A 21,127-nucleotide genomic window follows, 5' to 3' on the forward strand; every position below is an offset into this window, starting at 1 on the left:
CCTCGCGTCCGGAGCCAACAGGTATCCCGATTCCCGCTGCTGATGCGCGCAGCCGCGCGGATGGGCCGCGGTTGCCGCTCCGTCGGACCAAGCGGAGAATGTCCTCCGCCGAAACGGGCACTGTGGCGAGATGAGTCTGTCGACCGCGGCTGCCGGGTCGCTCCTCCCGCTCGCGGTCGCGATCCCGCTCATCGGCGCGGTGCTCGCGCCGCTGCTCGCCCGCTGGTCTCGGCACGCGGCCCTGATCGGCTGCCTGGTCGGCATGGGCGGCGCGTTGGCCGTCCTGGCGCTGGTCGCCCCGAAGGTCTTCGGCGGCACGATCCTCGTGCACTACCTCGGCGGATGGAAGCCGGTCGGCGGCGCGGCGCTCGGCATCGCGTTCGCGGCGGACCCGTTCGGATTGCTGTGCGCGCTCTCCATCGCCGGTATCGGCTTACTCCTTCTGGTCTACGTGCTCTCCGAGCTCGGCGGGCTCGGGCCCCGCGAACTCGGCGGCTTCGCCTGCCTGTTCGAGCTGCTGCTCTCGGCGCTGATCGGGGCCGCGCTCACCGGCGACCTGTTCAACCTGTTCGTCTGGTTCCAGGTGGCGGCGCTGTCCAGCTACGGCCTGACCGGATTCTTCCTGGAACGGCCGATCGCGTTGGAGGCCGCGTTCAAGATCCTGGTGCTGACCACGCTGGCCGGCTTCACGGTCTTCATCGGCGCGGGCCTGCTCTACGTGCACACCGGAGCGCTCAACTTCGGCCAGCTGCATCTCGCGCTGCCCGCGGCGGCCGGGGTGCTCGACGCGGTCGCGCTCGGTCTGCTGCTGGCCGGGTTCGCCACGAAGGCCGGGCTGGTGCCGTTCCACGGCTGGCTCGCCGACGCGCACACCGCGGCGCCCGGGCCGGTCTCGGCGCTGTTCTCCGGGCTGATGGTCAACCTCGGGCTGATCGGCATCTCCCGGCTCGCGCTCCAGGTGTTCCCGGGCTCCGGCCTGCCGGTGCTCGGGGCGCTGATGGTGGTCGGGCTGTGCTCGGCCGTGCTCGGCGCCGCCCTCGCCCTGGCCCAGGACGACTTCAAGCGGGTGCTTGCCTACGACACGGTCTCGCAGATGGGCGTGATCACGGTGGGCTTCGCCTCCGGGAGCACCACCGGTGTCACCGGCGCCGTCTACCATCTGGTCAACCACGCGCTGTTCAAGTCACTGCTGTTCCTGTGCGCGGGCGCGATCGTGCACCGCACCGGGCAGACTTCGCTGCGCGCTCTCGGCGGCCTGGCCCGCAAGGCCCCTGCGATCACGGTCGCGTTCACCATCGGCGCCGCCTCGATCGCGGGCGTGCCGCCGTTCAACGGGTACGTCTCGCTGAGCCTGATCCACAAGGGTCTGACGGAGACTCACCAGGACGTGCCCTACGCGATCATGCTCGTGGCCCAACTGCTGACGGTCGGCGCGCTCGGCCGGGCCACCTGGCTCGCGTTCTTCCGCCGGGAGCCGCAGGACACCGAGATCGAGGCGCCGCTGCCCTCGCACGAGCGGCTGCGCCCGGGCATGGCCGTGGGCCTGGTCGGGCTGAGCAGCTGCTGTATCGCCTTCGGCGTGCTGCCGCAGCGGATCCTCAGGTACCTGATGGAGCCGGCGGCCGGCGGACTGCTCGAGGCCGGCCGATACGCCGCCGCGGAGCTGCGTTCCGGCGGGACGATCGTGCCGACGCACGTGTCCTTCGACTACGCGGACTGGCAGGAGCTGGCCATCACCATCATCACGCTCGCGCTGGCCGCGCTCGGCGTCCGCGCATACCTGCGCGCACGCCGCGATCCGGCGCCGCTGCGGCTGCTGCGGTCGCTGCACACGGGCTCGGCCAACGATTACACCGCTTACGCCGTGCTCGGTCTGGTCGTACTGGTCGCCGCGCTGCGCTGGGGATGAAGTCGCCTGAATCCCCGTCAACCAACTCGACGGACGTTCGTCTCTCCTTTTAGAGCGATCACGGGGCATCATCCGACGATCGCAGAACATGGGGAGGCATCATGAAGGTGAAGGGCGTCGCCCGCTTCGCGGGCATCACACTCGTCGCGATCGCGGTCTTCGTCGCCGCGACCGCTTGCGTCGGTTCATCGGTCGGGGGCGGGGCAGGCGCGGCGAGCAGCGCGAGTGGCTCGTCGACGTCCGCCGCAGCATCTGCGAGCACGAGCGGAGCCATACTCTCGGGTTCCACTCCCACGGCCACACACCCGGCGACACATCCGGCGGCCGGCCAGAGCAGCGAGTCCGGCGCCGCGCCGTGTACGGGTTCGGCGATCCGGGTCGCCGTCAAGAGCGCCGGCGCCGCGATGAACCACGGGGGCGACGTGCTGATCTTCACGAACCGCGGCGGCTCCGCCTGCACGCTGCAGGGCTACCCGGGCGTCGCGGTCGTGCAGGGTTCGACGACGCTGCTCAACGCGACCCGCACCCTCAGCGGCTATATCGGAGGCGGCCCGGGGACCAGCAGCCCCCTGCTGGTCACCCTCGCGTCGGGCGGGAGCGCTTCGGCGATAGTCGAGTGGGTCGGCAACGCGGGCGAAGCCTGCTACCCCGACGCCACCGGCACCCTCGAGGTCACGCCGCCGAACACGCGCAGCACCTCGTCCTTCGGCACGCTCACCCTCGGCGGCGACGGCATCTGCGCCGACTTCGAGGTGCACCCCGTCGTCAGCGGCGTCCAGCCTTACGTGAGCGGGTGATGCCCCGTCACTCGGTCGGAGCAGCGAGCTGAGGCAGGATCTCCCGGCTGTAGAAGTCGAAGAAGCCCTTCTGGTCCGGCCCCATCTGGCCCACGTACACCTCGTCGAACCCGGCGTCGAAGTACTCGGTGATGGCGCGCAGATGCTCCTGCGGGTCGTTGCCGCAGGGGAAGCGCTGCGCCACGGCCTCTTCGTCGACCAGGGAGTTGGCCTGCTCGAAGTGCGCCGGCAGCGGCAGCATCTGGGCGAGCTCGCCGGGCAGCAGCTCGGTCGCCCAGAGCCGGTGCGCCGTGCGGGCCGCGCCGGCGCGGTCCGGGCCCCAGCACACCTTCAGCCCGGCCTGGGTCGGCTTGCCGGCGCCGCCGCCCTTGCGGAACGCCCCGAGCAGGTCCGCGTCCGGGAAGGTGGAGACGTACCCGTCGCCCAGCCGCCCGGCCAGCGTGGCCGCCTTCGGGCCGAATCCGGAGACGAAGATCCGCGGCGGCTCGGGCGGCACGGTGAAGAGCCGCGCGCCCTCGACGGTGTAGTGCTTGCCGCGGTGGTTGACCGTCTCGCCGGTCCACAGCCGCCGGATGACCTCGACGGCCTCCTCGAGCATCTCGAGGCGCACCGCGGTCGAGGCGGGCCAGCCGGTGCCCAGGATGTGCTCGTTCAGCGCCTCGCCGGAGCCGACGCCGAGGGTGAAGCGGCCGTTGGTGAGCACCGCGGCCGTGGCCGCCGCCTGCGCCACCACGGCCGGGTGCATCCGCACCGTCGGGCAGGTCACGGCGGTGGTGATGGGCAGCTCCACGGCCTGCGAAAGCGCGCCGATGGTGGCCCAGACGAAGCTCGCCTCGCCCTGCTCCTCGGTCCACGGATGGTAGTGGTCTGAGATCCACAGCGCGTGGAACCCCGCGTCCTGGGCCATCTTGGCCTGCTCGACGAGTTCTCGGGGGCTGAACTCCTCGCTGGAGAGGAAATACCCGACCCGCGCCATGCTCGCCTCATCTCCGTTGTCGCACTGCTGCTCGTTGTCGTCGCACTGCCTCGTGGTCCGTGAATAAGCCCCCGGCTACCCGATTCGGCGCCTTTCACCGGCGGGGCGGGCGATTTCCTCACCCGGCTCACCCGTTCGGCCCGTCCGCGCGCTTCGCCCGGTCGGCCAGCGCGGCGCATGCTCTCGCCGCCCCGGGGTATCGAGGGCCCATGCTCGCGCTCGCCAGCTGGTGCTATCTCGTGTGGATCCTGCTGACCTGGACCCGCACCGCCGAGCAACTGCTCATCGGCGCGGGTATCTCGCTCGCGGTGGGAATCGCGCTGGCCCCGCTGGGGAAGGTCGCCGGGCCGTGGCGGCTGCTGGTGCCGCGCAACGCCCTGACCGCGTTGCGGCTGCTGGCCACCGCGGCGGTGCGGATCCCGATGGCGAACCTGCGGCTGGCCGCCCGGATCTGGAAGCCGAGCCGGCCGCTGCGCAGCGGGATGGTCGTGGTGCCCACCCGCGAGCGCTCGGACCTGGGACTGACCACGGTCGGCCTGGTCACCTCGCTGATCGTGGACAACCAGATCGTGGACCTCGACCGGCGCCGCCACCTGCTGCAGTACCACGCCGTCGACGTGCCGGAAGGCTCCCCCGAGGACAAGCGCGCGGCGATCAACGAGCCGGTCGAACGCTGCCTCGAGGGCTTGGCCGGGCACCGTTTGGAGGATCGGTCGGAATCATGAACCCTGACGTCTACCTGGCCGCGGCGGTCGCCGAACTGACCGTCGCGCTTCTGCTGCTGCCCCGCCTGGCCATCGGCCCGAGCGTGAGCGACCGGGTGGTGGCGCTCAACACCGCCTCGACCCAGGCCGCCCTCGCCGTGCTCTTCTACTCCGCGTACGCCGACCGGACCATCTACCTCGACGTCGCGGTCTGGCTCGTCTCCTTCAGCTACCTCGGCGCCATCGTCTGGGCGCGCTTCCTGGAGAGGGGGCTGCTGTGAGCGCCGCGCACACCGCGATCGTGGCCGGCCTGGTCACCGTCGGACTCGGCTTCTCCCTCTCCGGCGCGGTCGGCATCCTGCGCATGCCAGACCTCTACAACCGGATCCAGTGCTCGTCGAAGACCATCACCATGGGCGCCCTGCCGGCCCTGATCGCACTGGTGGCGGGCGAAGGGATCATCAGTTCGTATGCGTCCCGGGCGCTGATCGTCGGCTTCCTGCTCCTGGTGGTCAACCCGGCCGCGTCGCACGCGCTGGCCCGCGCCGCCTATCGCGCCGGGACGCCCATGTGGCCCGGAGCGGTGCGCGACGAGGTGGCTGACGATGAGTGAGTTCTGGGTGCTGGACTACCTGGTGCTCGCGTTGATCCTCGGTTCCGCCGTCCTCGTGGTGCGCGTCACCAACCTCCCGGGCGCGACCATGGCGCTCTCCGCCGTCGGCACGTTCCTCGCCGTGCTCTTCGTCGTCCTCGGCGCGCCCGACGACGCGCACTCGGAGGTCGTCGTGGGCGCCATCGCCCTGCCAGTGCTCTACCTCGCCGCTATCGCGAAGGTCCGCGCGCACGTGCTGGACGAGGGCGAGCTGCGGGAGGAGGGCGAGGATGAGGGGGAAGGGAACGCCGGTCGTTGAACGCGAGCCGCAGCACCGCCGGGCGCTCGGGCTGGGGCTGACCGCGGCGACGGCCGTGGTCCTGTGCGCCGGCTACCTCACCGCGCCGCGCGAGCACGCGCCCTTGCCGGCCGTCGCCCGCTACGCGCTGGTCACCGCGCTGCCGGACTGGAAGCTGCTGGAGCCGGTCAACGAGGTCGTCTACGGCTCGCGCGGCTTCGACACGTTCGGCGAGACGTTCCTGCTGCTCGCCGCCGTGGTCAGCGTCATCGTGCTGACTCGGCCGCGGGAGGCGCGGGCCGGCTACTTCGGCGAGCACACGGCCGGGGAGCGCGAGCAGCGGGAGATCGATCCGCAGCAGCCCCCGAACTCCGAGGAGCGCGAAGCCCGCGAGGCCGACGAGCACGAGCAGGAGGAGCACGAGGGCCGGAGGCGGCGCCTCGACGACGACCCGGACCAGGAGCGGCTCGGCCGACACGACCCGGAGCGCGCCGAGTCGCTGACTGTCGTGACCCGCACCGCGATCCGGCTGGCCGCGCCGGTGCTGGCCGTCACCGGGTTCTACCTCGTCGCCTGGGGCTACTCCCCCGGCGGCGGCTTCCCGGGCGGCGCCGTCATGCTCGGCGTCCTGCTGTTGGCCTACGCCGGATTCGGCCGGCGACGGATCGCCAAGGTCGCGAAGCCCAAGCTGCTGGAGACCACGGAGCTGGCCGGGGCGCTGCTGATCATCGCCACCGAGCTGTTCGGTCTGCTGCTGAAGGGCTCCTTCAGCGCGAACTGGCTGCCGCTGACCGCGCCGGGCACCATCCGCTCGGGCGGCGTCGTCCAGCTGTTCTCGGTCGGCGAGCTGATCGAGGTGGGTACGGGCCTCGCGATCGTGGTCTTCGCGGTACTCGGAGTGCGCCAGGACTGGGCCCGGCACGACGACGAGGGGGATGACGGAGACGAGGGGCACGACGGGGAGCGGAGCCCGTGATCGTCGCGAACTACCTCACCTCGGCGGCGGTGTTCTGCCTGGGGCTCTACACCCTGCTCACCCGGCGCAACATGATCAAGATGGTGATGGGCCTGTCCCTGATGGAGGGGTCGACCTACCTGCTGTTCGTCTCACTCGCCTACCGGGCCCGCTCCACCGCGCCCGTGCTGCTCGGCCCGCCCCACGGCCAGAGCCCGAACCAGCTCGCCCACGGCGACGCCGCCGACCCGGTGCTGCAGAACTTCTGCCTCACCGCGATCGTGATCGGCGTCGCCGTCACCGCCGTGTTCCTGGCGGTGGTCGTCCGGATCGCGCAGCACTACCGCACCCTCGACTCGGACGACGTGCGCGAGATGCGCGGCTGACCCGACGTCAGACGCCGGGTCAGCCGGTCCGTCGTCCGCCTGCTCGCGCTCAGATGCCGAGCAGGTCCACGATGTCGTCGGCGTGCTCTTCCTCCTCCTCGAGGATCCGCTCGAGCAGCCGGCGCGTGGTCGGATCGCCGTCGCCGAGCCAGCGCACGATCTCCTGGTAGGTCTCGATCACGATGCGCTCGGCCAGCAGGTTGTCGCGCAGCATCTGCTCGAGGTCGTTCGGCGCCGGCGCGGTGTAGTCGGTGTGCGCCCGGTCCGCGAGGGTGTTCGGGTCCAGATCCGGCTCGCCGCCGAGCTGGGAGACGCGCTCGGCCGCCCACAGCGCGTGCTGCAGCTCCTGCGCGGCGTGCTCGGTGAACTCGGCGGAGACCTGCGAGCGGTTTATCCCGCTGGCCGAGATCGCGTGCCGGATATAGCGGGTCCAGCACACCACTTCCGTGGCGACCACGTCGTTGAGCACGGCGACCACCTTCTCCGGGTCCGCGCCGAGCGCCGGGGTGCGCGGTCCGGCTTCCATCCTCTGCCGCGCCTGGGCCCGGATCCGCTCCACATCGAGCACGAAATCGTCGCTCACGTCTTTACTCTCCTCATATCGGCTCCACCCGCGGGTCGCCCCGCGCAAACGCTCGGGTTACCCGGCTGATCCCGAATACACGCGCGCTGACGGGGTAGCCTCACCCGCATGCTCAGACAAAGCGGGCGAACTGCGTATGCGAACGACCGGCGCCGCTCGGCCGCACTCGCGGTGTGCCTGGTCGGCGGCTTCATGACGCTGCTGGACGTGAGCATCGTCAACGTCGCACTGCCCTCCATCAAGGCCGGCCTCGGCGCGTCGTCCGGCGACCTGCAGTGGGTGCTTTCGGGTTACGCCCTCGCCTTCGGCCTGATCCTGGTGCCTTCCGGCCGGCTCGGGGACGCGCACGGACGGCGGTTGATGTTCATGCTCGGGCTCGCCGTGTTCACCCTCACCAGCGCGCTGGCCGGCCTGGCCACCGGTCCGATCTGGTTGGTCACGGCGCGGTTCGCGCAGGGGCTGGCCGGCGGGATGCTCAGCCCGCAGACGGTCGGGCTGATCCAGCAGCTCTACCGGGGCGCCGCCCGCGGCCGCGCGTTCGGCCTGCTCGGCGCGGTGATCGGGATCTCCACCGCGATCGGCCCGCTGCTGGGCGGCCTGCTGATCCAGGCGGGCGGGCCGAGCGACGGCTGGCGCTGGGTGTTCTACGTGAACGTGCCGATCGGCGTGCTCGCGCTGCCCGCGGCTCGCAGGTATCTGCCGGGCAAGGGCGAGGAGGAGGACGAGCGCAGCAGCGGGCGCAGAGCCCGGGGGCTGGACCCGGTGGGCGTCGGGCTGCTCGGCCTCGCCGTCATCTCGCTGCTGATGCCGCTGGTGGAGGCGCAGGAGTGGCACGGCTCCGGCAAGTGGCTGCTGATCCCGGTCAGCCTGGTGCTGCTGACGGCGTTCGTGTTCTGGGAAAGGCGGCAGGCCGATCCGGCCGTGGACCTGAGCCTGTTCAGCCGTCAGTCGTTCTCGCTGGGCACCGCCCTGGCGCTGTGTTACTTCGCCGGGTTCACCGCGCTCTTCTTCATCTTCACCCTGTTCCTGCAGAACGGGCTGGGCCGCAGCGCCCTGATCGCGGGCCTGGCCATCACCCCGTTCGCGGCCGGATCGGCCATCTCCGCGGCCGTCGGCGGGCGGCTGGTGGAGCGGGCCGGGCGGACGCTGGTGGCCGGCGGCATCGTCGCCGTGCTGGTCGGTCTGGGCGCGACGATGCTGGCCGCGCGGCTGGTCAGCGGGCCGGGCGTGGCCTGGGCCACCGCGGCGCCGCTGCTGCTGGCCGGGATCGGCAGCGGCCTGGTGATCGCGCCGAACCAGACCATCACCCTCTCCGAGGTGCCGGTCAGCGAGGCGAGCACGGCGGGCGGGGTGCTGCAGACCGCCCAGCGGATCGGCTCGGCCGTCGGCATCGCCGTGGTCGGTGCCATGTTCTTCAGCGAGATTCCCGGGGGCGGCCAGGCTACCGGCACCGCGGGCGCGAACCCGCAGATGTGGGCCGACGCGTTCGACCGCGGCCTGACGGTCATTCTGGCCTTGGTCGGCGCGTCGCTGCTGATCGCCCTGGTGGACGTGGTCGGCACCCGCGGTAAGAGGGCGCGGCGCGAAGAAGACGTCGCGGCCTAGGCCGCGACGGCGGGCAGGGCGAGCCAGTCCGCCCAGCTGATGTCACGGCCCAGACAGCGCGGCAGCTGGAACGGCCAGTCGGCCGCGATCCACTGCGGCACCCACGCGTCCAGCGCCCGCTCCGCGTCGCTGCCGGCCAGCTCGTCCACGACCCACCAGGACATCTCGCCGTCGGCACCGACACGCTCGGGCGGGTCGATGTAGACGCACCCGAGGATCGCGGATTCCTGCTCGTCGAGCAGGCAGTAGTTGAACGACTGGTGCGCGGCGATCTCGCGCTCGTGGCGCAGCAGGTCGACCCGGTCCTCGTCGTAGGTCATGGTCGGCTTGGGCCAGTCCCAGGCCGGGCCGAAGACCTCCCACAGCCGGGGCTGCGAGCCCATCACGGCCGGGTAGTCCAGCGGCGTGTCCGCCTCCCGGATCGGCCGCAGGTGCAGCCCGGTGCCGGGGACGGGCACGCGGACGGGATGGGAGAAGTCCGCGGGCAGCCAGCTCATGATCGAAACGCTACACCGGCCTGCCGACGCGTTCACCGGGATTTTGCCGCGCCCGGCGCGAAGCAGGTGCTGCTCCAGGGCGACTGACCTGCATGAAACGGCATTTTCGGGGCACTTGTCGGATTTTCCAGGAACGGATCCCGGAACCCTCCAGGACCAGGAGGCACATCATGGCGCAGACAGTGAGCGAGATCATGTCGACCGACCCGGCCACGGTGCCCGGACAGGTCCCGATCTCCGAGGTGGCGCGGCTGATGCGCGAACGAGAGATCGGGGATGTGCTGGTGACCGACGAGGGGCGGCTGTACGGCGTGCTGACCGACCGCGACATCGTGGTGCGGGCCGTCGCCGAGGAGCGCTCCGACACGGCGACCGCGATGGAGATCTGCTCCGGAGACGTGGTCTCCTGCCGCGTCGCCGACGAGGTCGACCGCGCGTTGGCGCTGATGCGCGAGCACGCGGTGCGGCGGCTTCCGGTGGTCGAGGACGGGCGGCCGGTCGGCGTGGTGAGCCTGGGCGACCTCGCGATCGAGCGGGATCAGCGCTCGGCGCTGGCCGACATCAGCGCCGCCCATCCGAGCCCGTGACGCGTTTTCGGGCGCACCGGTTTGAGCCGGGGCGGATCGGCAACCTGACAGCAGCGACACAGAAGGAGTAACGACATGGGTGTCATTCTGTTGGTCTTGCTGCTCGCCCTCGTGCTCGGCGGCCTCGGTTTCGCGGCGCACGTGTTGTGGTGGATCGCCGTCGTGGTGTTCATCGCGTGGCTGATCGGCTTCGGTGTGAGCCGGGGTGAAGGCGCCGGATCGCGTCGGCGCTGGTACGGCAGGTGGTGAGCGGCAAGCTATTGTCAGCGGGCGGGCTTCGGCCCGCCCGCTCGGCTTTTCCGGCTCTGTTAGCGTGGACGGGTCCTCGACGGTCGAGCGCGAGATGAGGCTCCGGTGTTCCCGTTCTCCCGCTCGCGACGAGCGCACCGCGCGGAGGGCGACGTTGCGCTCGGCCCCGGCTCGGGTGGCTTCCGCATCGGCGAGGTCCTGCGGATCTCCTGCGCGTCGGCCCAGGCCCGCGTCGTCGGGGTGAGCGCAACACACTTCATGCTGGTTTGGCCGTGGGGGACGGTGGATCCGGCCTCGACAGGCGTGCGCTGGGATGGGACCTTCGCCTTCCCGCGAGACCCGGACCATCCCGAGTGGCACAACACACCATGGCGTATCGAAGCAGATGACCTCAGCGGCCTGAGCGTCGGCGACGCGTGCGCCGTCGGCATCCCGCCCAAGCGCGTCCGCGTGCAGGGGGTGCGCCGCCACCAGCCGCCGGCCGATCTCGGCCGGCTCCCCCGCCCCGAACTGACGTTGAACGTCGTCTTCCGCGGTGACGAACGCCGGCCGGACGCCGGATTCAGCCTGCGCCTGCCGCCCGCGGAACCGCTGCGGATCGAGCACGAGGATGCCCCGTAGCAGGTCGACGCCGCTCCGATGGTAACGCAGAGCATTCATGCAGTTGCTTTCGGGACATACAGTCTTCTGATAAGTTCCGTGTGCACCATGGATCTTGGCAAGGAGGACGGCGTGGCGCTCGATCCGCCGGCGGAAGTCGTGCAGTTCCTCAATTTCATCGGCATCGACTGGCCTCAGGTGAACGAGGACCAAGTGCGGGATCTGGCCTCGCACGTGCGTACCTTCGCCAGCAACGTCGAGGGTACCCACCAAGACGCCACCTCCACCGTCTCGGCGATGAGCCAGTCGTATCAGGGCAGTTCCTACGAGGCGCTGGTCCAACGCTGGGCCGATCTGTCCTCACAGCACCTCAGTGAGCTGACGCAGGCCTGCGAGGTGCTCGCCACGGCGCTGGACGCGGCAGCGGACTTCATCGTCGCGCAGAAGGGCGTGGCGATCGCCGAACTGGTCGTCATGGCCGTGGCGTTCGTGGCGGACCAGGCCGCCGCCGTGGCCACCCTCGGCCTGGCCGAAGCGGCGCTGGTGGCGGTCGAGCAGGCCGGCAAGAAGCTCGTCCAGTTCCTCGAGGACCAGCTGACGCAGTACATCGTCGGCAAGGTGATCGACGCCGCCGTCACCCCGCTCATCGGGGTGATCGAGAAAGCCGTCGAGGGCTTCACCTTCCAGGCCGCGAGCACCGCGCAGGCGGCCGGGTCGGCGGCAGAGTCCTTCATGATGGATCCCGATGCCCTGCGCCAGCAGGCGAGCGAGCTGCTGACGCACGCGGACACGATGAATCAGCATGCGGAGACGTTCACGTCGGCGGTCTCCTCACTGTCTTTCCAGTAAGCGCTGTCCTTCCGATAAGCACTGCCCTTCCGGTAAGCGCTCCCCGCACGTTTCGAAGAGGTCAAAGCTCGTGGGTACTGAGATCGCCAAGGCACTCAAGGACGGCGCGGACAAGCTCGGCGAGGGGCTGGGCAAGGGCGTGCCCAACGTCTTCCGCAGGTTCTACGGCGAGGCCCACCAGGGCATCAACGGCAACATCGAACGCAGCGTGGCCTCGGACTCCAAGTCCGCCAAGGACTTCAGCGCGCTGCACGACGGCGACGCGCCCAAGGACGTGCACGCGTCGAAGGATCCCGGCAGCTCGAGCGGCAAGAGCCAGAGCGAGGCGACCGGCAAGGCCGCCGGCGACCTGTCCAAGGACGAGGGCAACGTCCTCGAACACGACGGTGCGAAGAAGTCCACCGTGGCCGGAGACCCGGTCGACACCGCCACCGGCCAGATGATCACCGGGGAGACCGACGTCGAACTGCCCGGCCGGCTACCGCTGATCCTGCACCGGGTCTACGCCTCGGGCTACCGGGGCGGGCGTCTGTTCGGCCCGGGCTGGTCCTCGACGCTCGACACCCGGATCCAGATCGACGCGGACGGCATCCACTTCACCGACGACGACGGCAGGATCCTGCATTACCCCACGCCCGAGCGGGACGATGCGCAGGTCTTCCCGGCTGAGGGCGCGCGCTGGCCGTTGACCTGGGACCGTCGTTTCGACACGGTGCGGATCACCGACCCGCGGCGCCGGATCTCCTATGAGTTCACGGTGACGGCCGACACGCCCGACGCGTCTGAAGCGGCGCAGGCGTATCAGCGACCCCTGACAGCCATCACCGATGGCGACGGCAACCGCATCGACGTGGTCTGCGACGAAGGCCTGCCCGTCGAGGTGCGGCACGTCGGCGGCTACCGGATCAAGGTCGACACGGTGTTCACACCGGCCGGATTCCGCGTGCAGGCCCTGCATCTGGCCGACGATGCCGCGCCGCACGGGTCCACGACGCTGGTGCGCTACGACTACGACGCGCGCGGCCGGCTCATCGCGGTGACCGACAGCGCCGATGCCGCCGAACTCTACGAGTGGGACGAGCAGGACCGGATCAGCCTGATCACCAGGCGCGACGGATTCGCGTACGGGTACGAATACGACGAGCGCGGACGCGTCATCGCCGGCCACGGTCCAGACGGCATGCTCTCCATGGCGATGTCCTACGACGACGACGCGCGGGTGACGACGTCCACGAACAGCCTCGGGCACCGCACCACATACGGTTTCGACGCGCACGGACGGCCGGTGCGCATCGAAGAGCCCGACGGCAGTGCCCGCTGCTACGCGTACGACCGGAACAGCCGACTGCTGGCCGAGACCAACGGCGCTGACGAGCGCGCCGAGTACACGCTGAACGAGGCAGGCGACCCGGTCAGGGTGACGCGGCCGGACGGCACGGCGACCGAGCTCGCCTACAACGATCTCGGCCTGCTCACGACGCTTTCCGAGGTGAACGGCGACTCCTGGCGGTTCGACTACGACGAGCGGGGCAACCTGGCCGCTTACACGGATCCGACCGGCGCGACGACCCGGTACACGCACACCCGGCAGGGCCATCTCGCCACCATCACCGACGCGCTCGGGCACACCACGACGTTCGAGAGCAACGCCGCCGGCCTGCCAGTCGCCGAGACGAACCCGCTCGGGGACGTCACCCGCTACGCATACGACGCCGCCGGTCGGATGACCCTGATCGTGCACCCGGACGACACGGAAGTCCGCTTCGCCTGGGACGCACGCGGGCTCCTGGTCTCGCGGGAGCACTCCAACGGCGAGCGCGAGGTCTGGTCCTACAACGACATGCGCAACGCTGTCGAGTACCACGACCCGCTCGGGACCACGGCTCGCCTGGAGTACGGACCATTCAGTACCCTGATCGCCCGCACCGATCCCTCGGGCCGACGCCACCGCTTCGCGTACGACACCGAACTGCGCCCGACGGCGGTGACCGGCCCCGACGGCCAGAGCTGGCGCTACGCCTACGATCCGGCCGGGAACCTTCGCGCCCAGACCGATTATGCGGGTCGCACCATCGAGTACCGCCGCGGCCTCGCGGGCCGCTTGATCGGCCAGACCGAAGGCGAGAACCGGTCGATCGAGTTCGGCTACGACGCGCTCGGGCACATCACCTCGGTGCGCGGCCCGGACGTGGAGCAGTCGTTCGAGTACGACCAGCTCGGCCGGCTGCGGCGGGCCACGAACGGCGACGGCGTGCTGGATCTGACTCTCGACCCGCTCGGCCGCCTGCTGAGCGAGACCTGGAACGGGCACACCGTCACGCACGAGTACGACGCGGTCGGGCAGCACGTGCGGCGGAGCACTCCCGGCGGCGCGTCCACGACATGGACGTACGACGAAGCGGGCCGGCCGGTCGCGCTGACGGCCGCGGAAGCGGTGATCGCGTTCGAACACGATGCGATGGGCCGCGAGACGAGCCGCCGCTTCGGCACCCACGGCGCCCTGACTCAGAGCTATGACGAAGTCGGTCGGCTCACCGCGCAGGCGGTCTGGGCGTACCGGCCGGGCGAGACCGGCGTCCAGGACGATCCGAGCCAGGCGTACCAGCTTCTTCAGCAGCGAGCGGTCAGCTACCGGGCCGACGGCGTGCCGCTCGAGATCACCGACCGGCTGCGCGGAGACCGGCGCTTCGACCTCGACCTGCTCGGCCGCGTCACGGGCGTGACCGGTCCGGCGCGCGTGGAGCAGTACGCCTACGACGCGCTCGGCAACATCGCCCGATCCACCGTGGGGGCGCCGGAGGTGCCGGACGGGACGGAGACCGATCGCGAGAGGCAGTACGACGGGCTGCTGCTGCGCAGCGCCGGACGCACACACTACGAGTACGACGATGCCGGCCAGTTGGTACGTGTGCTGCGACGCACCCTGTCCGGCCAGCGCCATTCCTGGACGTACACCTGGAACAGCCTCGGCCAGCTCGTCGAGACACAGACCCCTGACGGCACGAGATGGCGCTACGTCTACGATCCGCTGGGACGGCGCCGCAGTAAGCAGCGCCTCGACGAAGCCGGCGAACTGGTCGAAGAGACCCGCTTCGACTGGGACGAGACCCGCCTAGCAGAACAGACCACGAATACCCCGCACGGCGAAGCCAGGGTCCTGACGTGGGACTACGAACCGGGCAACTACCGCCCGGCGACCCAGCGGGAACAGATCTGGGCCGGCACGGCCGACCAGCGCACGTACGACCAGCGCTTCTACGCGATCGTGACCGACCTGGTCGGCACACCCGCCGAACTCGTCGCCATGGACGGCCGAATAGCCTGGCACCGCACCGCCGACCTGTGGGGCGCGACGATCACAGCCCCCGAAGCGGAAACCGAGTGCCCGCTGCGATTCCCGGGCCAGTACTTCGACGCGGAGAGCGGGCTGCACTACAACCTGCACCGCTACTACGACCCGGAGACCGGGACGTACGTGTGCGCCGACCCCCTCGGCATCGACCCCAAGCCCAATCCCCGCACCTACGTCGGCAACCCGCTGACCCAGGTCGACCCGCTGGGCCTGACCCAGCAGGAGGATTGGGCGGTACAGGACTACAACATCGCCTCCCAACTGCACAGCGCGCTGCCGACGAGCTCTCAGGGCTACCGCACCACCGCCGTCGTCTCCGCCCTCGACGGCAGCGGCAACCGCGTCCGCATCGCCGCGACGAACGGCGCGAGCCTGCTCTCGCCGGGCCTGCGCAACGACCTCGACGCGGCCGTCACGATGGTCCAGTTGAGCGGCCAGGGCGGCACGGACCGATGGCAAGTCGCCCCCAGCAGCAAGGTCAAGAACCAGCATGCCGAGGTCAACGCCCTCGAATACATCCATAGCCAGGGCTGGACCCCGCAGGGCGGCGGCGCGAGCCGCAACTGCTGCGACAACTGCGCGAGCTACCTCCAGGGCGAAGGCGCCCACCTGTTCGGCACCGTCTACCCGGGCAACGGGCCGGGACAACGCACTTTCGCGTGGTAGCCGGGGCTCACCTCCGCCCCGCCAGCTTGTCAGCGGCGCGGGCGGCGACGGACATGATGGTCAGCGCGGGGTTGGCCGCGCCCTGGGTCGGCAGGACGCTGCCGTCGGCGATGTAGAGGTTCGGCACGGCGAAGCTGCGGCAGTCGGCGTCGACCACACCGTGCTGCTCGTCCGCGGCCATCCGGGCGCCGCCGACGAGGTGGGCGTAGCGCTCGATGGTCATGACGTCCTCGGCCCCGGCCGCCTGCAGGATCTGCTCCATCGTCTGGCGCGCGGCCGAAAGCAGGGCCTTGTCGTTGTCGCACTGGCTGTAGCTCAGCCGCGCGATCGGCAGGTCGTGCCGGTCGGTCTGATCCTTGTCCAGGGTGACCCGGTTGTCCGGCTGCGGCAGGAACTCGCACAGCGAGCCGAGAGTAGCCCAGTGCACGTAGTCGCTCATCAGCTTGCGGAGATTCTCGCCCCAGTGGCCCTGCGCGGCGACGTGCTCGGCCCAGGTGATCGGCATCGGTGAGACGTTCTGCACCGAGAAGCCGCGGCGGTAGGGCCGGGTCGGATCGGTCTCGTAGAAGTCCTCGCTGCTCACCTCCGGCGGCGGGGCCTTGTACATCCGGATCTCGGACGCGAAGCGGCCCGCGGTCTGCGGCGCGCCCTGCACCATCACGTACCGGCCGACCTGGTCGAAGTTGTTGCACAGCCCGTCCGGGAAGTCCCGGCACGCCGAGTTGAGCAGCAGCCGCGGCGTCTCGATGGAGTACCCTGCGACGATCACCACCTTGGCCCGCTGGTAGTGCTCGACGCCGCCGCGGATGTAGTGCACGCCGGTGGCGCGACCGCTGTGTTCGTCCACGTCGATGCGCGCGACCATGCTGTCGGCCCGGATCTCGGCCCCGTGCGCGAGCGCGTCGGGCACGTGCGTGATCAGCGGCGAGGCCTTGGCGTTGACCTTGCACCCCTGCAGACAGAACCCGCGGTAGATGCAGTGCGGCCGGTTTCCGAAGCGCCCGTTGGGGATCGCGACCGGCCCGACCTTCGCGGTGATGCCGAGTTCGCGGGCGCCGCGCTGGAAGATCTCGCCGTTGCCGCCGACCGGATGCGGCCGATGCGGGTAGCCGTGCGGGTCGCCCCAAGGCCAGGACTCGCCGGCCACCGGGAGCTCCTGCTCGATCGCACTGTAGTAGGGCTCGAGGTCGCGGTACTCGATCGGCCAGTCCGCACCCACCCCGTCCTGGCTCAGGGTCCTGAAATCGCTGGGATGGAACCGCGGGACGTACCCGGCGAAGTGGACCATCGAGCCGCCCACCCCGCGCCCGGAGTTGTTCGATCCGAGCGGCACCGGGTCGTCGCCGCAGATCACCCGCGGATCGGTCCAGTACAGGTGATGCGACCCGGCCTCATCGCTGACCCAGTCGGTGTCCGGGTCCCAGAACGGGCCGGCGTCGAACCCGACCACCTTCCAGCCGGCCCGGGCCAACCGCTGCAGCAGCACGGATCCGCCCGCGCCGCAGCCGACGATCACCGCGTCCACCTCGTCGGTGTCGTCGAAGCGGCGCATGCCCCGGCGCAGCTGATGGTTGGTGCGCGTGCCGTCGTTCGGCAGCAGCCAAGCCGAGGCGTTGCGCTCGCGTACGGAGTTCACGATTCCCCCCGATCCGGCGCCTCGCGCGGGTCAAGCGCGTCCACGCCCAGGTGCTTGTAGCCGCGCGGATACGCCGGACCGGGGAAGCCGATCTCGTTCCACGCATACGGGTGCGAGTAAAAGGCCGTACACGCGTAGCGGGTCCACAGACTCCACAGGTGCCCGGCCGGCATCTCGTGCCACGGCTTGCTGCCCAGATCGTGCACGTGCCCGATCAGCCGGTCCCGTTCGGCTTCGCCGAGGTCGTAGAACGGCAGCTGGTACTGGTCCACGGCGTCGGCCTTGAGCGCAGCCAGCGAGAGCCGCCAGGCCAGGCCGTCCTCGGGCATGTCCTCGTAGTGCCAGCCGTCGGTCTCCTGCTCGGCCAGCCGGGAGTCGATCATCGCGACCACCGGCACCGGGCAGTCCGGCCCCAACGCGAGCAGCCGCGAGCACAGCGCGTCGGCCGTCGCGTGCTCCTCCGGATTGAAGTAGCGGATCGGCGGCGGCTGGCCGACCCGCGCGAGCACGGTGCCCACGGTGGTCGCGTCCCAGTGCTTCCACTGGTCCGTCACATCGAAGCCGGGGAAGCGGTCACGCCATTCCATCTGTCCTTCCCCTCCCCTCACTGCTCCCGGCGCAGCACCGAGGCGAGCAGCCCCATGCCGCCGACCATGGTCACGAGCAAGGGAGCGAACAGCGGCGGACCCATCTCCAGGTTGTAGCGGGCATTGGACCAGCCGCCGGGCTTCTGCGCGATGCCGCGCGCGTGCAGATACGTGCCCTGCAACCCGTTGGCGACGATGGCCGCCGAGGTGATCGGCAGCACGGTCTTGGCCATCCGCCGGCTCACCACCCCGGCGACGCCGGCCGCCGCGCCCACCGGGCCGAGTGCCACCGGCACCCACATCATCTTGTTGCCGAAGCTCGCGGAGTCGTGCTCGAAGTAGATCTCCGCCGCGGTCACCAGCGCGCCCGCCGCCGTCAGGGCGGAGAGCGAGCGTTCGAACCGGCCGGTGCGCACGTCGCGCAACAGCCGGTCGATGCCCTGGGCGGCGACCACTGTCTCAGGCTTCTTCGTCAAGCTCGTCAGGGATCTCATGTGCCGGTACCTCCGATCATCGTGGACGGCGGGCGGGCCGGCCGCGTCGCCGCCTCGAGCAGCATGGCGTGCACAAAGGCCTGCGGAAGGTTCCCGCGCAGCTGGCGCTGCTCGACGTCGTACTCCTCGGCGAGCAGGCCGGGCGAGCCGCAGCCGGAACGGGAACGCTCGAACCAGCGGTTCGCCCGCGCCTCGTCACCCTGCTGGTGCAGGGCCAGGCTGGTGGCGAAGCCGCACAGCAGGAACGCGCCCTCGCCCTCGCCGAGCGGGAGATCGCCGAGCCGCCGCGCACGGTGTAGGCGGGCCGCAGCTTCGCTCCGTCCTCGGCGAGCCGGTCGGCCACGAAATCGACGGCGCGATTCATCAGCGTATGCCGGCCGACGGCCGCCACGGCCTGGCCCGCATAGCACTGGTCGCGGATCCACGCGTGGTGCTCGCCTTCCGGCACCTCGAACACCGCCTCGAGGCCGCCGTCCTCGCACGGCGCCGCATCCGGCGCGCCGGACCAGCGCACGTACAGGCTGCCGCAGCGCCCGGCCCACACCCCGTCCCGGCAACGCAGCCGGGTCAGCCGGTGCCGGCCGAAGTCGGCCCGCGGATCGAGCACCGCACGGACCCGGGCGGGCCCGTCCACGGTCTCGATCCGCCGCAGCACCACCACAGTGTGCGGATCGGCGGGCCTGGCCAGCGCATCACAGCACTCGACGATGCCGGTATCAGTCGCCCAGCGGTTGCGCCAGATCAGCGTCGCCTCGTCGTAATACCCGCCCCACACGAACGGGTCGCCGACCGGCGTGACGGCATAGAGGCCGCCACCGCCGATCAGCGCGCCGAACACCGCCGCCGAGTCCCACACCGGCGCGCACAGCCACGCGTGCTCGCCGCGCGGCCCGACCAGGATGCCCCGTTCCCCATCGGCGATCAGGGCGTAGTCGCGCAGCACGTGCACCGGATACTCGGGCCTTTGTCCCACTCAGGCACCGTCGCCCTGGTCGTCCTTGGCGTCCTTGGCGTCCTTGTGCGGCAGGAACTCCTGGATCTTCGTCTTCAAGCCCTGCTTCACGATGCCGGACCGGTCCTCGTCGCCCTTGATCAGCGCGGCAGCGGTATCCTTGGCCTGCTCGAACGTGGCGTGCGGCGGAATCGGCGGCACGTTCGGGTCGCAGCGCACGTCGAGCACCACCGGCCCGGCCGCCATCAGCGCCTGCTCCCAGGCCGCCCCGATCTCCTCCGGCTTGTCCACCGAGATGCCGCCGAGCCCGAGGCTGCGCGCGAAGCCGGCGTAGTCGACCTCCGGCAGGCTCTGCGACTCGGTGAACTTCGGCGCCCCGCCCATCGCGCGCAGCTCCCAGGTCACCTGGTTCAGGTCGTTGTTGTGCAGCACCGCGATGATCAGCCGCGGGTCCTCCCACTCCGGCCAGTACCGCTTGATCGTGATCAGCTCGGCCAGGCCGTTCATCTGCATCGCGCCGTCGCCGACGAAGGCGATCACCGGCCGGTCCGGACAGGCGAACTTCGCGCCGATGCCGTACGGGACGCCCGGCCCCATGGTCGCCAGCGTGCCGGAGAGCGAGCCGCGCATCTGCTCGCGGAACCGCAGGTGCCGCGCGTACCAGTTCGCCGAGGAACCGGAGTCGGCGGTGACGATCGCGTTGTCCGGCAGCCGGTCCGAGCACTCGTGGAACAGCCGCATCGGGTTGACCGGCTCGGCGTCCACCATGGCCTCGGCGGTCATCGTCTCCTGCCAGCGAGCCACGCCGGACTCGATCCCCTCGCGCCACTTGCCCCGCTCCTTCTGCTCCAGCAGCGGGATCAGGGCCCTGATGGTGGACGCCGCGTCGCCGACCAGGTTCACCTCGTTCGGGTAGCGCAGCCCGACGAACTTCGCGTCGATGTCGATCTGCACCGCGCGGGCCTGGCCGAACTCCGGCAGGAACTGGGTGTAGGGGAAGCTCGACCCGACGATCAGCAGGGTGTCGCACTCCTTCATCAGCTCGTAGCTCGGCCGGGTGCCGAGCAGGCCGATGGAGCCGGTGACATACGGCAGGTCGTCCGAGAGCACGTCCTTGCCGAGCAGCGGCTTGGCCACGCCCGCCTGCAGGATCTCGGCGGCCTGCATCACCTCGCCGCGGGCGCCGCGCGAGCCGGCGCCGGCCAGGATCGCCACCTTCTCCCCCGCGTTGAGCACCTCCGCGGCCCGCCGCACCGCCTCGGCGTCCGGCGCCGTGGTGGGCCACTCCACGCCCAGGCTCGAGGGCACCTGCTTGAACGCGTGCTGCGGCGCGCTGTACTCGAGCTCCTGCACGTCCGAGGGGATGATCAGGGCGGCGGGGGCACGCTGGTCCATGGCGGCGCGCATGGCCCGGTCGAGCACGTTGGGCAGCTGCTCGGGGACGTTGACCGTCTCCAGGAAGGCGCCGGCCACGTCCTTGAACAGCGCGTGCAGGTCGACCTCCTGCTGGTAGGAGCCGCCCATGGCGCTGCGCGCGGTCTGCCCGACGATGGCGACCACCGGCACGTGGTCGAGCTTGGCGTCGTACAGGCCGTTGAGCAGGTGGATCGCGCCCGGCCCGGAGGTGGCCGCGCAGACCCCGACCTTGCCGGAGAACTTGGCGTAGCCGACCGCCTCGAACGCGGCCATCTCCTCGTGCCTGGCCTGCACGAATTTGGGCCTGTTATCTGCCTCGCCCCAGGCGGCCACCAGGCCGTTGATCCCGTCCCCGGGATAGCCGAAGACGGTTTCCACGCCCCAGTCCCGCAAGCGGTCGAGAAGATAATCGGCTACGGTCTGACCAACCATGATGT

At 70.6% G+C, this 21,127-nt stretch carries 21 protein-coding genes and 1 pseudogene; 14 read left to right on the plus strand and 8 right to left on the minus strand.

The annotated features are described in order from the left end of the window. The first annotated feature begins 130 nt into the window (after positions 1-130). Positions 131-1,909, plus strand: a complete 1,779-nt coding sequence (locus ACTRO_RS11000) for a complex I subunit 5 family protein (RefSeq protein ID WP_034263054.1) — start codon at positions 131-133, stop codon at positions 1,907-1,909. Positions 1,910-2,010: 101 nt separating this feature from the next. After that, complete coding sequence (locus ACTRO_RS43155; protein WP_051450646.1) at positions 2,011-2,706, plus strand: DUF4232 domain-containing protein; 696 nt, start codon at positions 2,011-2,013, stop codon at positions 2,704-2,706. Positions 2,707-2,713: 7 nt separating this feature from the next. Here the strand turns inward: ACTRO_RS43155 and ACTRO_RS11010 are convergent, their stop codons facing one another. After that, positions 2,714-3,682: a TIGR03557 family F420-dependent LLM class oxidoreductase gene (locus tag ACTRO_RS11010; RefSeq protein WP_034263056.1), complete on the minus strand. Its 969-nt coding sequence runs from the start codon at positions 3,680-3,682 to the stop codon at positions 2,714-2,716. A gap of 209 nt (positions 3,683-3,891) precedes the next feature. On the opposite strand from ACTRO_RS11010, the gene ACTRO_RS11015 reads away from it, so the two are divergent. From ACTRO_RS11015 to ACTRO_RS11040, 6 genes are read left to right on the plus strand one after another with little or no spacing between them, the layout of a single operon-like run. Continuing rightward, complete coding sequence (locus ACTRO_RS11015; RefSeq protein WP_051450647.1) at positions 3,892-4,407, plus strand: Na+/H+ antiporter subunit E; 516 nt, start codon at positions 3,892-3,894, stop codon at positions 4,405-4,407. Next, positions 4,404-4,667, plus strand: coding sequence for an MrpF/PhaF family protein (locus tag ACTRO_RS11020; RefSeq protein WP_034263058.1), 264 nt, complete (start codon positions 4,404-4,406; stop codon positions 4,665-4,667). Before ACTRO_RS11015 ends, ACTRO_RS11020 begins: the two co-directional genes overlap by 4 nt. After that, a complete protein-coding gene (gene mnhG, locus ACTRO_RS11025) occupies positions 4,664-4,999 on the plus strand; it encodes a monovalent cation/H(+) antiporter subunit G (RefSeq protein WP_169739875.1) in 336 nt (111 codons plus the stop codon). Before ACTRO_RS11020 ends, mnhG begins: the two co-directional genes overlap by 4 nt. Beyond that, positions 4,992-5,297 (plus strand): Na(+)/H(+) antiporter subunit B, encoded by a 306-nt coding sequence (locus ACTRO_RS11030; RefSeq protein ID WP_034263060.1) that lies wholly within the window; start codon positions 4,992-4,994, stop codon positions 5,295-5,297. The genes mnhG and ACTRO_RS11030 overlap by 8 nt, the downstream gene beginning before the upstream one ends. After that, on the plus strand, positions 5,269-6,252 hold the full coding sequence (locus ACTRO_RS11035; RefSeq protein ID WP_034263061.1) for an MnhB domain-containing protein: 984 nt from the start codon (positions 5,269-5,271) through the stop codon (positions 6,250-6,252). Before ACTRO_RS11030 ends, ACTRO_RS11035 begins: the two co-directional genes overlap by 29 nt. Further along, a complete protein-coding gene (locus ACTRO_RS11040; protein ID WP_034263062.1) occupies positions 6,249-6,617 on the plus strand; it encodes a sodium:proton antiporter in 369 nt (122 codons plus the stop codon). Before ACTRO_RS11035 ends, ACTRO_RS11040 begins: the two co-directional genes overlap by 4 nt. A 49-nt stretch (positions 6,618-6,666) precedes the next feature. Here the strand turns inward: ACTRO_RS11040 and ACTRO_RS11045 are convergent, their stop codons facing one another. Then, positions 6,667-7,200, minus strand: coding sequence for a ferritin-like domain-containing protein (locus tag ACTRO_RS11045; RefSeq protein WP_034263065.1), 534 nt, complete (start codon positions 7,198-7,200; stop codon positions 6,667-6,669). 108 nt (positions 7,201-7,308) lie between these two features. Here ACTRO_RS11045 and ACTRO_RS11050 point away from each other — a divergent pair, with 108 nt between their 5' ends. Beyond that, positions 7,309-8,805 carry an MFS transporter gene (locus ACTRO_RS11050; RefSeq protein ID WP_034263066.1) on the plus strand — a complete coding sequence of 499 codons (1,497 nt, stop codon included), beginning with the start codon at positions 7,309-7,311 and terminating at the stop codon, positions 8,803-8,805. Here ACTRO_RS11050 and ACTRO_RS11055 read toward each other — a convergent pair. Next, complete coding sequence (locus ACTRO_RS11055) at positions 8,802-9,302, minus strand: GNAT family N-acetyltransferase (protein ID WP_034263067.1); 501 nt, start codon at positions 9,300-9,302, stop codon at positions 8,802-8,804. The two genes, ACTRO_RS11050 and ACTRO_RS11055, sit on opposite strands and share 4 nt — an antisense overlap. Before the next feature lie 170 nt (positions 9,303-9,472). Here ACTRO_RS11055 and ACTRO_RS11060 point away from each other — a divergent pair, with 170 nt between their 5' ends. The 5 genes from ACTRO_RS11060 (at position 9,473) to ACTRO_RS11080 (ending at position 15,605) form a co-directional block, all read left to right on the plus strand. Next, the gene (locus ACTRO_RS11060; protein ID WP_034263069.1) at positions 9,473-9,889 is read left to right on the plus strand and encodes a CBS domain-containing protein; all 417 of its coding nucleotides are present in this window, start codon (positions 9,473-9,475) and stop codon (positions 9,887-9,889) included. 75 nt (positions 9,890-9,964) lie between these two features. Continuing rightward, positions 9,965-10,138 carry a hypothetical protein gene (locus ACTRO_RS11065; protein WP_034263070.1) on the plus strand — a complete coding sequence of 58 codons (174 nt, stop codon included), beginning with the start codon at positions 9,965-9,967 and terminating at the stop codon, positions 10,136-10,138. A gap of 105 nt (positions 10,139-10,243) precedes the next feature. Further along, the gene (locus ACTRO_RS11070) at positions 10,244-10,759 is read left to right on the plus strand and encodes a hypothetical protein (protein ID WP_051450648.1); all 516 of its coding nucleotides are present in this window, start codon (positions 10,244-10,246) and stop codon (positions 10,757-10,759) included. An 87-nt stretch (positions 10,760-10,846) separates the two neighbouring features. Further along, positions 10,847-11,587 (plus strand): WXG100-like domain-containing protein, encoded by a 741-nt coding sequence (locus ACTRO_RS11075; protein ID WP_211244191.1) that lies wholly within the window; start codon positions 10,847-10,849, stop codon positions 11,585-11,587. A gap of 70 nt (positions 11,588-11,657) precedes the next feature. Beyond that, a complete protein-coding gene (locus tag ACTRO_RS11080) occupies positions 11,658-15,605 on the plus strand; it encodes a DUF6531 domain-containing protein (protein ID WP_051450649.1) in 3,948 nt (1,315 codons plus the stop codon). Between the two features lie 7 nt (positions 15,606-15,612). Here ACTRO_RS11080 and ACTRO_RS11085 read toward each other — a convergent pair whose 3' ends face one another. From ACTRO_RS11085 to ACTRO_RS11105, 5 genes and pseudogenes are all read right to left on the minus strand, one after another. Then, a complete protein-coding gene (locus ACTRO_RS11085) occupies positions 15,613-17,205 on the minus strand; it encodes a GMC family oxidoreductase (protein ID WP_342673758.1) in 1,593 nt (530 codons plus the stop codon). A 32-nt stretch (positions 17,206-17,237) separates the two neighbouring features. Then, entirely contained in the window at positions 17,238-17,828 is a 591-nt protein-coding gene (locus ACTRO_RS11090) for a gluconate 2-dehydrogenase subunit 3 family protein (RefSeq protein WP_063627969.1), read from the minus strand. A 17-nt stretch (positions 17,829-17,845) separates the two neighbouring features. Continuing rightward, entirely contained in the window at positions 17,846-18,322 is a 477-nt protein-coding gene (locus ACTRO_RS11095; protein ID WP_051450650.1) for a hypothetical protein, read from the minus strand. Beyond that, positions 18,319-19,295, minus strand: a pseudogene (locus tag ACTRO_RS11100) (trehalase-like domain-containing protein). Before ACTRO_RS11100 ends, ACTRO_RS11095 begins: the two are co-directional and overlap by 4 nt. After that, on the minus strand, positions 19,296-21,122 hold the full coding sequence (locus ACTRO_RS11105) for a thiamine pyrophosphate-requiring protein (protein WP_034263078.1): 1,827 nt from the start codon (positions 21,120-21,122) through the stop codon (positions 19,296-19,298). It lies immediately after the preceding pseudogene. Positions 21,123-21,127: the final 5 nt, after the last annotated feature.

The sequence above is a fragment of the Actinospica robiniae DSM 44927 genome, from assembly GCF_000504285.1.
In the GTDB taxonomy this organism is placed as follows: domain Bacteria; phylum Actinomycetota; class Actinomycetes; order Streptomycetales; family Catenulisporaceae; genus Actinospica; species Actinospica robiniae.

Bases quoted from the DNA above. Each gene is read 5' to 3' on its own strand.
- ACTRO_RS11000 (WP_034263054.1), top strand. From the start codon at position 131: ATGAGTCTGTCGACCGCGGCTGCCGGGTCGCTCCTCCCGCTCGCGGTC.
- ACTRO_RS43155 (WP_051450646.1), top strand. From the start codon at position 2,011: ATGAAGGTGAAGGGCGTCGCCCGCTTCGCGGGCATCACACTCGTCGCG.
- ACTRO_RS11010 (WP_034263056.1), bottom strand. From the start codon at position 3,682: ATGGCGCGGGTCGGGTATTTCCTCTCCAGCGAGGAGTTCAGCCCCCGA.
- ACTRO_RS11015 (WP_051450647.1), top strand. From the start codon at position 3,892: ATGCTCGCGCTCGCCAGCTGGTGCTATCTCGTGTGGATCCTGCTGACC.
- ACTRO_RS11020 (WP_034263058.1), top strand. From the start codon at position 4,404: ATGAACCCTGACGTCTACCTGGCCGCGGCGGTCGCCGAACTGACCGTC.
- ACTRO_RS11030 (WP_034263060.1), top strand. From the start codon at position 4,992: ATGAGTGAGTTCTGGGTGCTGGACTACCTGGTGCTCGCGTTGATCCTC.
- ACTRO_RS11035 (WP_034263061.1), top strand. From the start codon at position 5,269: ATGAGGGGGAAGGGAACGCCGGTCGTTGAACGCGAGCCGCAGCACCGC.
- ACTRO_RS11050 (WP_034263066.1), top strand. From the start codon at position 7,309: ATGCTCAGACAAAGCGGGCGAACTGCGTATGCGAACGACCGGCGCCGC.
- ACTRO_RS11055 (WP_034263067.1), bottom strand. From the start codon at position 9,302: ATGAGCTGGCTGCCCGCGGACTTCTCCCATCCCGTCCGCGTGCCCGTC.
- ACTRO_RS11060 (WP_034263069.1), top strand. From the start codon at position 9,473: ATGGCGCAGACAGTGAGCGAGATCATGTCGACCGACCCGGCCACGGTG.
- ACTRO_RS11065 (WP_034263070.1), top strand. From the start codon at position 9,965: ATGGGTGTCATTCTGTTGGTCTTGCTGCTCGCCCTCGTGCTCGGCGGC.
- ACTRO_RS11075 (WP_211244191.1), top strand. From the start codon at position 10,847: ATGGATCTTGGCAAGGAGGACGGCGTGGCGCTCGATCCGCCGGCGGAA.
- ACTRO_RS11090 (WP_063627969.1), bottom strand. From the start codon at position 17,828: ATGGAATGGCGTGACCGCTTCCCCGGCTTCGATGTGACGGACCAGTGG.
- ACTRO_RS11095 (WP_051450650.1), bottom strand. From the start codon at position 18,322: ATGAGATCCCTGACGAGCTTGACGAAGAAGCCTGAGACAGTGGTCGCC.
- ACTRO_RS11105 (WP_034263078.1), bottom strand. From the start codon at position 21,122: ATGGTTGGTCAGACCGTAGCCGATTATCTTCTCGACCGCTTGCGGGAC.